Source organism: Sodalis sp. RH20 (assembly GCF_047324205.1).
In the GTDB taxonomy this organism is placed as follows: domain Bacteria; phylum Pseudomonadota; class Gammaproteobacteria; order Enterobacterales; family Enterobacteriaceae; genus Acerihabitans.
This window is the reverse complement of the sequence record NZ_CP178733.1, coordinates 655,604-670,766: the sequence shown is the minus strand read 5'-3', so window position 1 is coordinate 670,766 and position 15,163 is coordinate 655,604. Positions and strand designations below refer to the sequence as shown.

12 protein-coding genes are annotated in these 15,163 nt (G+C 62.4%); 7 read left to right on the top strand and 5 right to left on the bottom strand.

The genetic code is table 11. The features are described from left to right. Position 1 precedes the first annotated feature (1 nt). The 5 genes from ACL2XM_RS03150 to ACL2XM_RS03130 are packed head-to-tail and all read right to left on the bottom strand — an operon-like array spanning position 2 to position 6,907. Entirely contained in the window at positions 2-1,234 is a 1,233-nt protein-coding gene (locus ACL2XM_RS03150) for an acyl-CoA dehydrogenase family protein (RefSeq protein ID WP_410014276.1), read from the bottom strand. A gap of 9 nt (positions 1,235-1,243) precedes the next feature. Then, positions 1,244-2,596: an LLM class flavin-dependent oxidoreductase gene (locus tag ACL2XM_RS03145; protein WP_410014275.1), complete on the bottom strand. Its 1,353-nt coding sequence runs from the start codon at positions 2,594-2,596 to the stop codon at positions 1,244-1,246. Next, positions 2,593-3,948 (bottom strand): LLM class flavin-dependent oxidoreductase, encoded by a 1,356-nt coding sequence (locus tag ACL2XM_RS03140; RefSeq protein WP_410014274.1) that lies wholly within the window; start codon positions 3,946-3,948, stop codon positions 2,593-2,595. Before ACL2XM_RS03140 ends, ACL2XM_RS03145 begins: the two co-directional genes overlap by 4 nt. Positions 3,949-3,990: 42 nt before the next feature. Next, entirely contained in the window at positions 3,991-5,253 is a 1,263-nt protein-coding gene (locus ACL2XM_RS03135) for an acyl-CoA dehydrogenase family protein (RefSeq protein WP_410014273.1), read from the bottom strand. A gap of 49 nt (positions 5,254-5,302) precedes the next feature. Beyond that, positions 5,303-6,907, bottom strand: coding sequence for an ABC transporter substrate-binding protein (locus tag ACL2XM_RS03130; protein ID WP_410014272.1), 1,605 nt, complete (start codon positions 6,905-6,907; stop codon positions 5,303-5,305). Between the two features lie 299 nt (positions 6,908-7,206). Here ACL2XM_RS03130 and ACL2XM_RS03125 point away from each other — a divergent pair, with 299 nt between their 5' ends. The 7 genes from ACL2XM_RS03125 (at position 7,207) to ACL2XM_RS03095 (ending at position 15,156) form a co-directional block, all read left to right on the top strand. Next, complete coding sequence (locus tag ACL2XM_RS03125; protein ID WP_413729761.1) at positions 7,207-8,808, top strand: ABC transporter substrate-binding protein; 1,602 nt, start codon at positions 7,207-7,209, stop codon at positions 8,806-8,808. 1 nt (position 8,809) lies between these two features. Then, on the top strand, positions 8,810-9,595 hold the full coding sequence (locus ACL2XM_RS03120) for a class II aldolase/adducin family protein (protein ID WP_410014270.1): 786 nt from the start codon (positions 8,810-8,812) through the stop codon (positions 9,593-9,595). Beyond that, positions 9,588-10,799: an acyl-CoA dehydrogenase family protein gene (locus ACL2XM_RS03115; RefSeq protein WP_413729760.1), complete on the top strand. Its 1,212-nt coding sequence runs from the start codon at positions 9,588-9,590 to the stop codon at positions 10,797-10,799. The genes ACL2XM_RS03120 and ACL2XM_RS03115 overlap by 8 nt, the downstream gene beginning before the upstream one ends. Positions 10,800-10,807: 8 nt before the next feature. Beyond that, positions 10,808-11,953 (top strand): LLM class flavin-dependent oxidoreductase, encoded by a 1,146-nt coding sequence (locus ACL2XM_RS03110; RefSeq protein WP_413729759.1) that lies wholly within the window; start codon positions 10,808-10,810, stop codon positions 11,951-11,953. A gap of 27 nt (positions 11,954-11,980) precedes the next feature. After that, positions 11,981-13,564 carry a rhodanese-like domain-containing protein gene (locus ACL2XM_RS03105; protein WP_413723300.1) on the top strand — a complete coding sequence of 528 codons (1,584 nt, stop codon included), beginning with the start codon at positions 11,981-11,983 and terminating at the stop codon, positions 13,562-13,564. A 227-nt stretch (positions 13,565-13,791) separates the two neighbouring features. Then, positions 13,792-14,214, top strand: a complete 423-nt coding sequence (locus ACL2XM_RS03100; protein WP_413732292.1) for a DUF2000 domain-containing protein — start codon at positions 13,792-13,794, stop codon at positions 14,212-14,214. Between the two features lie 117 nt (positions 14,215-14,331). After that, the gene (locus ACL2XM_RS03095; RefSeq protein ID WP_413732291.1) at positions 14,332-15,156 is read left to right on the top strand and encodes a helix-turn-helix domain-containing protein; all 825 of its coding nucleotides are present in this window, start codon (positions 14,332-14,334) and stop codon (positions 15,154-15,156) included. Positions 15,157-15,163 lie beyond the last annotated feature (7 nt).

Below are 15,163 nucleotides of genomic sequence, written 5' to 3'. Positions count from 1 at the left end.
CTTAAATTTTTGTATTGATCGGCGGCAGTATGCCGTTTAAATAAAAATCCCCCACCGCCCGCGCCTTATACGCCACGGGATCGTGGGTGGTATGGGTACGCGCGTTGCGCCAGTGTCGGTCAAGGTTAAGCGCCGTCGAGGTCGCCGAGGCGCCGCCAAGACGGTAGATCATTTCGCTCACCCTGACGGCGGCCTCGGAAGTGGCGTATTTCGCCTCCGCCACCGCAATCGACGCCTCCCCCAGCAGGCGATCGCTCGCCTCGCTGCCGGCCCATTGTGCCGCCAGGGCGTGGTCCAGCGCTTGCGCCCCGCGCTCAAGCAGGGTTTCCGCACCGTGCGCGATAATGGCCATTTCACCGACGGTATGCAGCACATACGGATCGGCGGTGGCGCCGCTGACGCCGCTTTCGCGCAGCGCGCGCGCCTGGTTACGCCCGTAAGCGCAGGCGTCCTCCAGGGCCGCCCGGGCGATGCCGGCGTCGATGGCGGCATGGATCAGCTGCGCGAATCCCCCTTCATGGGTGCGGCGCTGGCCATAGGCGGGAATGCGTAAGATCTCCCCCTCGGCGATAAGCACATTGTCAAACACCGTGGTGCCGCTGGCGGTGGTGCGCTGTCCCATGCCGTCCCAGTCGTCGCTGACGGTCACGCCGGGGCGATCCACCGGGACGAACACCGCCGCCCGGCCCCCCTCCTCATGCACCGCCGTGACCAGAATAAGGCTGGAGAACAGACTGCCGGTGCTGTAATACTTGCGCCCGCGCAGGCGCCACTCCCCATTTTCCCGCGTCAGCCGGGTGGCCACGTCGCCGATAAAGGCGCCGTCACGTTCGGCGGCGGCGTTGCCCATCATTGCCCCCCGCAGCACCCGATCGAAGTAGTGCCGCTGCTGCGCGGCGCTGCCATATAACCGCAGTTTTTCCAGATTGGCGAATTGCGGCGCGATCGCCTGGGCGATATTGGGATCGCCCGCCGCCAGCAGGCATATCACGCGGGAAAAAGTCGTCAAGTCAGCTTCCAGGCCGCCGTATTCCCGCGGCACCCGCATCGACAGCAGCCCGCTTTGCCGCAGCGCGCGGATTTCCTCGTGGGGCAAGGCCCGCTGGCTATCGCGCCGCGCCGCGCCGGCGGCGAAACGCAGCCTGAATTGCTCCGCCGCCGCGATAAGCCCGGACATATCGTCTTCTCGCCCGCCTGGGCGCAAGGCGTGTTGCTGGTCATGGTCTGTCGGCATACCTGTTCCTTAATAATGATCGCGCGCCGCATAGCGACTGGCCGGGCGCGCCAGACCCATAATCTCCCGGGTGGTCGCGCCCTGATAGCGCCGGCGATATACCCCGCGCCGCTGCAGCTCGGGCACCACCAGGTCGACAAAATCCGCCAGGCCTCCGGGCAGCCAGCCCGGCATGATATTAAACCCGTCCGCGCCGCCCTCCTGGAACCAGGCGGTCATCATATCGGCGATATCCGCCGCGGTGCCGGTAAGCACCGGATGGCCCCGGGCGATGGCCACCTGCAAATATAAATCACGGATGGTGAGGTTATCGCGCCGGGCGATATGCCGGAGCAGCGCGATCCTGCTGTTGGCGCCCTCCCCGCCGGCCGCCGGCAGGTCGGGCAACGGCCCGTCCAGGGGATAACCGGACAGGTCGATGCCGCCCAGATGGTGCTCAAGCTGCGCCAGGCCAACCTCGGGGTGGATAAGCGATTGCAGATAATCGAATTTTTCCTGCGCCTCGCCCCGGGTGCGGCCCACCACCGGAAACAATCCCGGCAAAATACGCAGCGCGCGCGCCGATCGCCCCGTCGCCCGCGCCTGGCTCTTTAACTGGCCATAAAACGATTGCGCGTCCGCCAGGGTGGTCTGCGCGGTATAGATAACCTCGCCCACACTGGCGCCGAGCGCCATGCCGGCCACCGATGAACCGGCCTGCACCAGCAGGGGGTGGCCCTGCGGCGGCCGGGCGATGTTCAGGGGACCGCGCACGCTGAAAAATTCGCCCCGGTGGTCCAGGGCATGCAGTCCTTCCGGCCGGAAATAGACGCCCGCGTCCCGCTCGGCCACGATGGCATCATCATCCCAGCTGTCCCACAGGCCGCGCACCACGTCGACAAACTCCCCGGCGCGGCGGTAGCGCTCCCCGGCGGGCGGGATGGACCCGGCGCCGAAATTTTCCGCCTCCGCATCGCTTGAGGAGGTGACGATATTCCATCCCGCCCGGCCGCCGCTCAGGAAATCGAGCGAGGCGAATTTGCGGGCGATATGGAAAGGCTCGTTAAAGGTGGTCGACGCCGTGGCGATAAGCCCGATATGCCGTGACGTCTGGCTCAGGGCCGACAGCAGCGTTAAGGGTTCAAAATGCGCCTTTGGCCCCCGCCCAAGGCGTTCGGCCGAACGGTCGCGGATGGCCAGGCCGTCAGCGAGGAAGAACAGGTCGAACAGACCGCGTTCGGCGATCTCCGCCACCTGCCGGTAGTGGGCGAAATCCATCGGCCCCAGGGGATTAACCTGTTGGTGGCGCCAGCTGGCCAGATGCCGGCCGGTCATCTCGACAAACACGCCGAGGTTCATTTCATGCCGCGCCGCGCCGCTCATGCTGGCGCTCCCGTCGCCCGGCCGGCATAACGGTTGGCCGGCCGCGCCAGCCCCAGATGGTCGCGCAGGGTAGCGCCGGTATACTCGTGGCGAAACAAGCCGCGCCGGCGCAGTTCCGGCACCACCTGGTCGATAAATTCCAGCAGGCCGCCGGGCAGCCAGGGCGCCATGATATTAAAGCCGTCCGCCCCGCCGCCGGTAAACCGTTCCTCCAACTGGTCGGCAATTTGCGCCGCCGTGCCGAAAATCGCCCAATGGCCGCGCGTGCCGGTGACATGCCAGTAGAGCTGGCGGATGGTCAGATTTTCACGCCGGGCGAACGCCGCCAGCAGCCCCTGCCGGCTCTGGTTTCCCTGCGTCGGCGGCAGTTCCGGCAGCGGCCCGTCGATGGGGTAGGACGACAGATCAACGCCGCCCAGGTGGCGGGCCAGGACCGGCCAGCCGATTTCCGGGTCGACCCATGACTGCAATTGCTCGAATTTTTCCCGGGCATGAGACTCGGACTCGCCGATAATAGGGAATACGCCCGGCATGATTTGCAACTGATCGGGATGGCGCCCGTAAGCCGCCATCTTCTGTTTAACGCTGCGGTAAAACGTCCGCGCATCCTCAAGCGTTCGCTGGGCGGTAAAAATCACCTCGGCCCGGCGCGCGGCCAGGTCCTGCCCGTCGTGCGACGACCCCGCCTGCACCAGCACCGGCTGCCCCTGGACCGGGCGCGAGATATTCAGCGGGCCCCGCACCTTAAAAAACCGCCCCTGGTGATCCAGCACATGCAGTTTGCGCGGGTCGAAAAAATGCCCCGTCGCTTTATCATTGAGCAGCGCGTCGTCTTCCCAGCTGTCCCATAATCCCTGCACCACGTCCACGAACTCCTGGGCGCGCTGGTAGCGCAGGCCGTGCTCCATAACCTCGTCACGATTAAAATTCAGCGCCTCGCCCAGCGTCCAGGAGGTCACCACGTTCCAGCCCGCCCGTCCCCCGCTGATATGATCGAGCGAAGCAAACTTGCGCGCGACATTGAACGGCTCGTTATAGCTGGTGGAGGCGGTGGCCACCAGCCCGATTTTTTCGGTTACCATCGCCAGGGCGGACAGCAGGGTGAGCGGTTCATAGTTCACCGTGCGCGTCGTTCGGCCGATATATTCGTCCTCCTCGTACTGGAAAGTCATCTGATCGCCTAAGAAAATCATATCAAACTTGGCCGCTTCGGCCCGGCGGGCCAGCAGTTTGAAATGCTCCAGGTTCATGCCGGCGTTAACCGGGGCGTCGGGATGCCGCCAGGCGCCGATGTGATGGCCGACATCCTGTAAAAACGCGCCCAGGCGCAGCTGTTTTTTCTGTTGTGTCAAGGTTAGCGCTCCGCTTGTTTACCCTGCTTCCACCCGCCCCCATCAGTCATACATGGTGATGGGGGGCGGCGTCTGGTTAAGGTAATAATTGCCGACCACGCGATAGCGGTGATTGATCGGGTCGTGGGTAGTATGGGTGCGTGCGTTGCGCCAGTGGCGGTCAAAGTTGTTCTCACGCAGCGTCGCGGAAGAGCCGCCGACCTCGTAAATCAGCTCCGCCGCCCTGAGGGCGGCGCCGTTGCAGACGATTTTCGCCTCGGCCGTGGCGATGGAGCCGTCTATCAGCTTCTGCTCCAGTTCATCCCCGGTCTCGCCGCCGTGCCAGGCGGACGCCGCGGTGTCCACCAGCGCGGCGGCGCGCAGCAGGGCCGCCTCGGCGCCATGCGCGTGGGCGATGATATTGCCGATGGTATGCTGGACAAACCAATCGTCGACGGAGCGCTGTACCCCGGAATCGGCGCGCGGCCGCGCGCCGCGATGCGCCCAGGCCACGGCGTCGTCCAGAACCGCCAGAGCGATGCCCACCTCAATGGTGGAATGCAGCATTTGCGTGGCCGCCGGCTGGTAGTTGCGCTTTTTGCCCTCGTCGCTGGTGTAGAACATCACCTCCTCGTCCGCCACCGCGACATCCAGGAATTCGGTGGTGCCGCTGGCGGTTAACCGTTGCCCCATGCCGTCCCAATCGTCGTGCTGCACAATGCCCGGCCGGGCGCGGGGCACAAACGCCGAAACTGTGTCGCCGCGATCATCCTTAGCGGTAACCCGCAGTCGATCCGCCATCAGGCCCCCGGTGCTGTAGAATTTTTTACCGCGCAAACGCAGCCCCTGCGGCGTTTGCACCAGCCGGGTGGTCATCTCCGCCACGAACTGCCCGCCGCGTTCGCCGGTCGCGCCGCTGATTAAATCGCCGTGCAGCAACCCGTGGAAATAACGCGCCTGCTGGGCGGCGGTGCCCGTCAGGCGAATACGCTCCACCGAGGTGAAATGCGGGATCAGCACCTGGGCCACGTTGGGATCGCCCTTCGCCAGCAGGATGACGATGCGCGCCAGTTCCGCATAAGACAGTTCGGGCCCGCCATAGGCCCCGGGCACCCGCGCCGCGCCGATACCCGCCCGCAGCACCCAGTCCAGTTCCGCATGGGGCAGAATACGTTCCTTGTCCCGTCTCGAGGCGTCGGCCGCCAGCCTGGCGCCGAGTTCCGCCGCCCGGGTTATCACATCGCCGGCGCGGGTATCAATCCCGGCGACCGCTTCGGCAAATCGGCCGGCCGGCCCGGCGTCGATGGTGGAAGAAGATAAAGACATAAAGACCCTCGCTTGGGACCGTTAAGTGGTGGCATCAACGCCGTCGCCATCAGGGCTGTTCGGCGATCCAGGCGTCGCGAAAACCGGAGTGCGCGCCCGCCGGGGAAAAATCCAGTCCGTGCAATTTACGGTTGTATACCGTGAAAAAAGGCGCTTCCATTACCGGAAGCAACGGTAAATCAGTCAGGGTTTGCCGTTGAAACTGACCGATAATGGCGATGCGCCGTTGTGGATCGACCTCATTTTGATAGGCGGCTATCAGCCGGTCCGTTTCCGGGCTGGAGTACGCGAACGCATTGGCGTAGGGCACCCCCGGGGATTGTGCTTTGGAGTCAAACACCCGCGTCAACCCCATTTGCGGGTCGAGCATCACGCCGAAGCCCTGGAAAATAATATCGAAGTCATAGTCCGAATAGACTTTTTTCAGGAACGTGGCGTTATCCAGCGGTGAGAACGCGATATCGATACCGATCTTGCTGAATTCCTGGCGCAAAAACTCTCCCGCCAGCAGGAACTGGCCGGAGCTGGGATCGGTATACAGACGCAGGGTAAAACGCTTGCCGCCGGCTTTCACCGGATAACCCGCCTCGTCCAGTAATTTACCCGCTTTCGCCACGTCGTAATCATAACGGGGAATATCGTCCGTATAGAACCGGGTCAGGGATGCGGGCACCACGCTGTATTCCGGCTTGCTTTGCCCATACCAGACGGTATCGATTAACCGCTGGCGATCGATGATATGGGCGATAGCCTGCCGCACTTTCACATTGGATAAAACAGCCGATCGCAGGTTAAAGCCTATAAAATAGGTCTGCGCGGCATAGGCATAGCCGCGGGATTCAAATTTGAGCTCGGGATTTTTTTTCAGGCGCGCTATATCGGAAAAGGGTACGCCGGCATAGGGAATATAGGATACTTCCCCCGATTCCAGCGCGCCGCTGCGGGCGGCCGCGTCCGGGATAAACCGGTAAATGACCCGATCCAGATAAGGTTTGCCCTTATCCCAATAATCGGGATTTTTCTCCAATACCACATATTGCCCCCGTTTCCATTCTTTAAAGCGAAAAGGACCGGTGCCGATGGGCCGCGCATTTTCCGGGTTCTTGCGAATATCGCTGCCGTCGAAAATATGTTTCGGCACCACTTGCGATTCCGCGCCGTCCAGCGCGCTTAATATCACCTGCGAGGGTGAGCTGAGGCGGAATATGGCCGTATAGTTGTCCGGGGTCTCCACATCTTTTAATGCCGAGAAGGTCGATCGCCCGCGCGAATGCACTTTTTTCCAGACTTCCAGCGCCGAGTATTTTACATCCGCCGCGGTAAAGGGCTGCCCGTCGTGCCATTTAACGCCCTGGCGCAGGTGAAAAGTGATGCTCAATCCGTCCGGCGCCACTTCCCAGGAAGTCGCCAGGCGGGGCTGGGGCTGAAACCTGTCGTCGTAATACACCAGGCCGTCAAATATATTGGCTGAAATCACGCGATTGGCATATTGGTTGTTATAGGTCGCCGTCAGCGTGACCGGCTCGGGATAAATAGCGGCAATCAGGGTTCCTCCCCTGACGGGCGCCGGTTCCACCGCCCCGGCCGCGCCCAGAAAACTGGATGCCAGCAGGAGCGCTCCCACGGATAAGGCGGACAGGCATGATCTTAACATCTGTTTAAACCTTTTATTATAAATAATGGTTCCGGATCTGTGCAGGCGATGTTTTTCAACAGCGGAGAAAGTCTATCCCGGCGAAGATAACTTAATTAAATATCAATAATTGCTGTTTATAGACAACTTTGTGCTATCGAATTTATTACTGAGCTGGTTCTAAGTTAATTCAAAAAAAGCATTGGCTAAAAGCAGCCTTAATTTATATTTTAGGGTGTTTCCAAATTGTTAATGAAAGAAAGTTTTTTTATTACCACACGCCGGACCAGATAATTACCGAGGATGTAAGGTCATCATTTATGCCTATTTTTCAGCTGCCTTTGCCAAAAATCATTTTTGCCGCTATCGGCATCAGTTTTACCCTGACCGTCTGGCCCGCCCTGGCCGCCGGCGGTAATCTGGTCGCCCTGGTGCAACCCGAGCCCGTTGCGCTGAACACCGCCTTTAATACTAATTTTCCTAACGGCGTGGTTTCCAATAATATCTATGAAGGCCTGGTGTCCTATAACCAGGAGATGCAGCCGCAGCCCAGCCTGGCGACCTCCTGGGAAGTGGCGCCGGACGGATTGAGCATCACTTTTCACCTGCGCCAGGGCGTTAAATGGCACGACGGGCAGCCCTTTACCGCGGCGGATGTAAAATACTCGGCGCTGGAATTATGGAAAAAAGTCCATCCGCGCGGACGCACCACGTTTGCCGCGCTCAAGGATGTGGAAACGCCGGATGACCATACCGCGGTGTTTCGCCTCGAACATCCCTCTCTGGTGATCTTAAGTTCGCTGAACGCCAACGAGGCGCAGATTTTACCGGCGCATCTGTTTGCCGGCACCGACGTGCGCACCAGCCCTTATAATGCCAAACCGGTGGGCACCGGCCCCTTCAGGTTTGTGCAATGGCAGCGGGGACAATATATTGCGCTGGAACGCAACCCCGACTATTGGGACAGCGGCAAGCCCAAGGTCGATAAGGTTATCTTTAGCATTATCCCCGACGCGGGATCGCGCGCCGCCGCGTTGGAAACCGGCGACGTGCTGTATGCTCCCTATGATTCGGTGCCCCTTTCCGATGTAAAGCGCCTTAGCCAGAACCCGCAGTTGGTGGTGACCAAGCAGGGCTACGATTCGTCGGCGGCCTATACGTTTTTGGAATTCAACCTGCGCAACCCCATTTTGGCCAACCTGAAGGTGCGCCAGGCCATCGACCGGGCAATCGATAAACAGGCGCTGGTGGACGTGGTCTGGTACGGCCTGGGTAAACCCGCCACCGGTCCCGTTCCCTCGTCGCTGAAGCGTTTTTATACCATCGACGGCGTGCCGCAGTATGCCTTCGATCCCGCCGCCGCCGAGAAGCTGCTGGACGAAGCGGGCTACCCGCGCAAGGCCGGCGGCGTACGTTTCCGCCTCGCCATCGACTATTTCCCGGTCAACGACGGTTTCAAGAATCAGGCGGAATTTATCCGCCAGAGCCTGAGCAAGATAGGCATTGAGCTGACGGTGCGTAACCAGGACCTGGCGACATTTATCAAGCGCATCTACAGCGATTACGATTTTGATATCGAGACCGGCCGCTGGGTGCCCATGATGGACCCGCAGATCGGCGGCCTGCGCCACTACTGGAGCAAAAATATCGCCCAAGGCACGCCCTGGTCCAATGCCTCGAATTACACCAATCCCAACATGGACCGGATTATCGAGCGGCTGCAGGTGGAAATAGACCCCGGCAAGCGCGCGGGCGAATTCCATGAATTCCAGCGTCTGGCCCAGACCGACCTGCCGGTTATTCCCCTGGTGGAACAGCAGAATTTCACCGTCTACAGCACCCGGCTTCACGGCGTGAGCACCGCGCCGGACGGCGCCTTATCGTCGCTGAAAGATGTCTCTTTGCAACCTGAAGGAAAATAATATGAGTTTGTTCTCCGCCAACGATCCCGGCGCGACGGCCCGGCACGAGGCGCGGTTGGATCTCGCCGCCGCGCACCGTCTCGCGGTCTGGCACGATTTCAGTGAAGGCATTTATAATCATTTCACCCTGGCGGTGCCGGGCAGCGACGATCGCTTCCTGCTGCCGCCTTTCGGCCTGCATTGGTCGGAAGTGCGGGCCAGCGAGCTGATGACCATCGGTTTTGACGGCACGCAGCTGGACGGGGAAGGCATCATCCAGCGTTCCGCTTACTGTATACATGCGCCGATCCATGCCGCCCATGCCAAACACCAGGCGGTGTTCCATACCCATATGCCCTATGCCGGCGCGCTGACCCGGCTGGAAAGCCAGCATCTGCTGGCGCTCGGCCAGACCGAGGCGCTGCTGCTCGACCAAATCGCCTACGACGAGGGTTACGACGGCCTGGCCCGCGATCCGCGGGAAGGCGAACGGCTGGCGGCGATCCTGGGCGAAAAGACCATTCTGTTTATGGGCAATCACGGCGTACTGGTGACCGGGCGCTCCACCGCCGAAGCCTACGATCGGCTGTATACCCTGGAGCGCGCGGCGCGGGTGCAGCTGTTTGCCCTGTGGACCGGCCAGCGACTGCGGGGATTGAGCGCGGAGCAGGTGGATAAGGTACAGGACCAGATTCATAACACCCCACTGCACGATGCGCCGGGCGCGCAGTACAAACCCGGCTATCAGCTGCATTTCGACGCGCTGCGGCGTCTGCTTGACCGGCGCGAGCCCGACTATCGTGACTGACCTGGCCTCAGGGGATGATGCCCCGCTAACTTTTTCCCGGCTACTGGCGGCGGCCGGGCAATTCAGCGCCCAGTTTAGCGCCGGCGCCGCCCGCCGCGACCAGGAGCGGCTGTTGCCCAAGGCGGAAATCGCCGCGCTGGCCTCCTCGGGCCTGCTGGCGGCACGGGTCGCGCGCGCATACGGCGGCGGCGAGGTCAGCCTGACCCAATGGGTGCGCCTGATGCTGCCCCTGGCCAAAGGCGATCCGAATATCGCCCAGGCCATCCAGCCCCACGCCTGCGGCATCGAAAAGCTGCGCATTTACGGCACCCCGGCGCAGCAGCGGCGCTACCTCGGCGCCATCAGCGACGGCGCCCTGATCACCAATGCCTCCGCCGAACGCCATACCGGCGCGGTCGGACAAATCGCCACGCGCCTGGTCCGGGAAGGCGCCGGCTGGCGTTTGGACGGCACCAAGCACTATGCCACCGGCAGCCTGTTCGCCCACTATTTTTATGTCCTGGCCAATGATGACCAGGGCGGCCGGGCGCTGGCGCTGCTGCCGGCGGACAGGGCCGGCGTCCATATCCAGGATGACTGGAACGGCATGGGGCAGCGGACCACCGCCAGCGGCAGCGTGACTTTTACGCATGTCGTGCTGGCCGACGACGAAATCCTGCCGCTGCCGGAATGGAAAACCCGCCGCACGTATGAAGGCGCCTTTGCCCAACTGCTGCACGCGGTAATCGATACCGGCATCGCGCTGGCCGCGCTGGAGGATGCCGCCGATTACGGCCGCAACCGCGCCCGGCCCGTCAGCGACGCCGGGGTTGACCGGGCCGGCGATGACCCGTATGTCCAGCAGGCGGTGGGAGAAATGTCGGTGCTGGCTCATGGCGCCGAAGCCATGGTTGGGCGCGCCGCCGGCGTGCTTGAGCAGGCCATGGCGTTATTCTGGCGCGGCGCGGACGCCGAACGCGCCCTGGGCGAGGCCTCGGTCGCCGTCGCCGAAGCCAAGGTCGCGGCCGAACAGGCAGCCCTGCGCGTGAGCGAAATGCTCTACCGCGTCGGCGGCGCCGGCGCGACGATACAGCCGCTGAACCTGGACCGGCACTGGCGCAATGCGCGCACGCATACCACCCATGATCCCATCGCCTACAAAACCAAGATCATCGGCGATTTCGTGCTAAACGACCGTTTGCCCCCGATCGGCACTAAAATTTGAGGTTACCTATGCATTATCCCGTTTTGCCGCCGCTCCCGCCGGACAGCCCCCTGGGCATAGCCATGAAACAGCCGCTGATGCTCGGGCTGTTTTTACCCATCCATAACGGCGGCTGGACCATGTCGTCCTATCCCCGGGGCACCGACTGGACCTTCGATTACAATGCCGCGCTAACGCGCCAGGCCGAGGCGCTGGGATTTGAACTGGTGTTCGGACCGGCGCACTGGTTGCCAAAGGGCGGGTTCGGCGGAGAAACCCGCTATCGCGAAACGGCGCTCGACACCCTGATGACCGCGGCGGGCCTGGCGGCCATTACCGAACGCATTCTGCTGATTTCCACGGTGCATATTTTTTATGGCCCCTGGCATCCCCTGCATTTGGCCAAGTTCGGCGCGACGCTTGATCATATGTCGGGGGGCCGCTGGGGCCTGAACGTCGTCACCGGTTTCCGTAAAGACGAATGGGCCATGTTCGGCCAGGAGCAGCCTGGCCACGACCAGCGCTATACCCTTGCCGACGAATATGTTTCGCTGCTGCAGCAGCTTTGGGCCGGCACGGAAAACCTGGATTACCACAGCGACCGGTGGCGGTTGAACCAGGCGTTTGTCACGCCCAAACCCCGTTATGGCCGGCCCGTGATAGTCAGCGCCACCAGTTCGGCCGCCGGCATCGCCCATGCGGTACGTCAGGCTGACCTGATTTTCGTGACCAGCCCCGCCGGCGCGTCGTTCGAGGCGGCCATCGATGCGCTGCCGGATATTACCCGCCAGGTCAGGACGGCGGCACAGGCAATCAACCGCGACGTGCGGATCCTGGTCAATCCGATGATTATCGCGCGCGATACCGAAGCCGAAGCGCAGGCAGTATATCAGGCGATCATCGCCCAGGCCGACCATGGCGCGGTGGACGGATTTTTCCATACCCACGCTACCGGCGATAGCCGGTCCTGGCGCGGCCACCAGCGGGATGAGCGTATTGTCGGCGGCAATATCCAACTGGTGGGCACGCCGGAGCAGATCACCGAACAAATCCTCCGGCTCAAGGCTATCGGCTGCGACGGACTGCAACTGTGTTTTGTCGACTATCAACCCGAGCTGGCTTATTTCGGCCAACGGATCCTGCCGCTGCTAAAACAGGCGGGCCTGCGTTATTAACGCATTATTTCTTCATACAGGCATTTTATGACACGACAACATGACGCCGGGCGGCCCGTTACGCTGGCCGCCCTGCTGGACTGGCTCGACGACGGCGAAGAGCTGGCGTTTATCGATATCCGCGAAGAAGGCCCCTATGGCGAGGGCCATCCGCTGCTGGCGGTTAACGTTCCCTACAGTCTGCTCGAAACCGCCCTGCCCCCGCTGGTGCCCCGCGCCGGCACGCGTTTGGTGCTGCTGGGCGACGACGAGGATGTGACGGCGCGGGCCATAACGCGCTTATCCGCCCTGGGATATGACCGGCTTTATTTTCTGGCCGGTGGGGTACAGGCCTGGGAGCGCGGCGGTTACCCGTTATTCAAGGGCGTCAACGTGCCCTATAAAGCCTTTGCCGAGTTTGTCGAACACCTGCTGCATACGCCGGATATCGCTCCGGACGAACTGGCGCGCCTGATCGAACGCCAGGAGGATTACGTCCTGCTGGACAGCCGCACGGTAGAGGAATACGACCGCTTCCATGTGCCCAGCGCCATCGCCGTACCCAGCGCCGAACTGCTCTATCGCTTCGAGGACCTGGTGCCTTCGCCCGAGACGCTGGTGGTGATCTCCTGCGCGGGCCGCACGCGCGGCATCATCGGCGCGCAGACCCTGATTAATGCCGGCGTGCCTAATAAAGTGGTGGCGTTGTCCGGCGGCACCCAGGGCTGGCGGCTGGCCGATCTGGCGACGGTACGGGACGATGCCCGCTACTTCCCGCCACTGAGCAAACGGGCGCAGCAATCATCCCGCGCACGGGCGGACGCGCTGGCACAACGCTACGGTGTAAACGTTATCGACGCGGCCACGCTCGGGCAATGGCAATCGGACCCGGAGCGCACCACCTATCTGTTCGATGTCCGTAATCATGACGAATATCAGCGCGGCCACCGGGCCGGCGCCCGCTGGGCGCCGGGCGGACAGCTGGTACAGTCGCTGGACAAATGGGCGGGCACGCGCAATGCGCGCATCGTGCTTAATGATAATGACGGGGTGCGCGCCACTACCACCGCCCATTGGCTGCTGCAGCTCGGCTGGGACGCGGTAGTGCTGCCCGGGTTCGATGGGGCGAACACCGCATCTCACCCCACGGCGCCCTTGCCCTTGGCGTTGCCGCCCGTCCCGGTTATCGACGCGGCGGCGGCCAGGCAACGGCTGGACGCCGGCGCCCTGGGCCTGAGCGCCGATCGCAGTTGGGAATACCGCCGGGCGCATCCCGCCGGTACGCGCTGGGTAAACCGATCGCGGATCGCGGCCGACTTGCCGCCGGCCGGCGAGATCCTGGTGTTTGCCGGGCAAGGGACGCTGGCCGCAGGCGTGGTGCGTGATTTAATCGACGCCGGATTCGATGCCAAACGCGTGTCCGGAAAGCCGCAGGATTGGCAGGCCGCGGGATTGACGGTGCAAAGCAGTCCGCAGGATCCTCCCGCCGACCAACAGATTGATTATTTGTTCTGGTTGCACGATCGCCATGAGGGCAATGCCGCCGCCAGCGCCGCCTATCTGGCGTGGGAGGCCGATTTGCCGCGGCAGGTGGCCGACCCCTTAGCGGCGCATTTTGCCATCCGCCGCTAAGGAACCGTCCTGTCGCGCCGCCCGCCGCCGCGACAGGCCTTTTACCCGGACGGCCGCCGGTTACAGCGCCGGACCCCACGGCTTATTTCCGCCGCCGCGCAGGCCTTTCAGCGCGTGGCCACGCGGTTCCTCCCCCCAAGCGCTTCTCTCCCTGCAATAGCGTTCAAGACGGCGGCGACGGGCCGCCGCATTATAGCGCGGTATTTTTATTTCATGGAGTCCCAGGCATGTCCGAAGCAACCAAAATACCCGAACGCTGCGTTATCGTGGTCGATAGCGAACTGCCCGTGGGCAGGGCGGCAAACGCCGCCGCCGTCATCGCCCTTACCGTTGGCCAGCGCCATCCGGCGCTGGTCGGCTTGCCCCTGGTCGATGCCAGCGGGTGCGAACATCCCGGCCTTATCCCAATCGGCATTACCGTTCTGGCGGCCGATCGCGCCACGCTGTCCGCCCTGAGAGCCAAAGGCACCGGGTCGGGTTGCGACATTATTGATTTTCCCGTCCAGGGCCAGCAGACCACCGACTACGCCGCTTTTCGCGAGGCGGTAGCCCGCGTGGCCACCGAAGAACTACAGTATGTTGGCCTTGCCCTGGTCGGCGAGCGTAAGCCCATAAGCAAAATCGTGGCCAAACTCGGGCTGCTAAAATAGCCGCAGGCATAAACGCCGGGGCGGCGCGGACCCTGCGTGCCGGCGTTGCCTGGGTTCTTCAAAGTGATGTACCCTAACAGAGGAGTGTTTGCGCCCCTTGCCCCAGAGGATGTCCCCATGCCGTTCAACCCTTCCGACGTCAATGTCTGGCGGTCGCCCGACCTGAAGGCCGAGCTGCTGCGCGGCACATTTGTTGATTTTTCCTATGATGTGCATACCCATGATACGGCCTGTTTCGCCCTGCTCACTGAAGGTAATATCCGCATCCGCACGCGGGGCAATGAATTTATCGCCCGGCGCGGCGATCTGTATGCCATTGACGCGGACGAACCCCATGCGGGCTGGCCCGTCACCGCGCAGGGGTGGAGCCTGCGTACCCTGTATGTGGATATCGCTTATCTGCATCAGCTGGTTGACGAGCGCGGCGCCAGGCATGCCTTGACGATTTCCGGCCCCATTATCAGGGATCCCGAGATTAACGCTATTTTGTATGCGCTACACCGCAGCTCGGAGACCCAGGGATCGCTGTTATTTCGCGATCAGGCTTATCTGGCGTTTTCCGACACGCTGATGAAGCGTTACGTTAAAGACGCCGCCAAATCGCCGGACGGCGGACCGGAGCTTGGCGCGGTGCGGCGGGCGCGGGCGTTTTTGGATGAACATTTGGGGGATCGCGTCAGTCTGATGGATATCGCCGTCCAAACCGGCATACCGCCGTTTCGCCTGCTGCGCGCGTTTGAGCGCGAATACGGCATGACGCCCCACGCCTACCAGCGCCAGGCCCGGGTGCGCTATGCCATGCATCTTATCCGCGACAGATGCCCTCTCAGCCAGGCGGGTATTTTATCCGGTTTTGCCGACCAGGCCCATTTTACCCGCTGGTTTCGGCGCTTTATGGGGGTAACGCCCGGTCAATATCAAAAGGCCCTGCACGGCGTTTAGCGGTGAG

Excerpts from the sequence above, each read along its gene's own strand:
- ACL2XM_RS03130 (WP_410014272.1), bottom strand. The coding sequence starts at position 6,907 with ATGTTAAGATCATGCCTGTCCGCCTTATCCGTGGGAGCGCTCCTGCTG.
- ACL2XM_RS03125 (WP_413729761.1), top strand. The coding sequence starts at position 7,207 with ATGCCTATTTTTCAGCTGCCTTTGCCAAAAATCATTTTTGCCGCTATC.
- ACL2XM_RS03110 (WP_413729759.1), top strand. The coding sequence starts at position 10,808 with ATGCATTATCCCGTTTTGCCGCCGCTCCCGCCGGACAGCCCCCTGGGC.
- ACL2XM_RS03100 (WP_413732292.1), top strand. The coding sequence starts at position 13,792 with ATGTCCGAAGCAACCAAAATACCCGAACGCTGCGTTATCGTGGTCGAT.
- ACL2XM_RS03095 (WP_413732291.1), top strand. The coding sequence starts at position 14,332 with ATGCCGTTCAACCCTTCCGACGTCAATGTCTGGCGGTCGCCCGACCTG.
- ACL2XM_RS03145 (WP_410014275.1), bottom strand. The coding sequence starts at position 2,596 with ATGAGCGGCGCGGCGCGGCATGAAATGAACCTCGGCGTGTTTGTCGAG.
- ACL2XM_RS03105 (WP_413723300.1), top strand. The coding sequence starts at position 11,981 with ATGACACGACAACATGACGCCGGGCGGCCCGTTACGCTGGCCGCCCTG.
- ACL2XM_RS03120 (WP_410014270.1), top strand. The coding sequence starts at position 8,810 with ATGAGTTTGTTCTCCGCCAACGATCCCGGCGCGACGGCCCGGCACGAG.
- ACL2XM_RS03135 (WP_410014273.1), bottom strand. The coding sequence starts at position 5,253 with ATGTCTTTATCTTCTTCCACCATCGACGCCGGGCCGGCCGGCCGATTT.
- ACL2XM_RS03150 (WP_410014276.1), bottom strand. The coding sequence starts at position 1,234 with ATGCCGACAGACCATGACCAGCAACACGCCTTGCGCCCAGGCGGGCGA.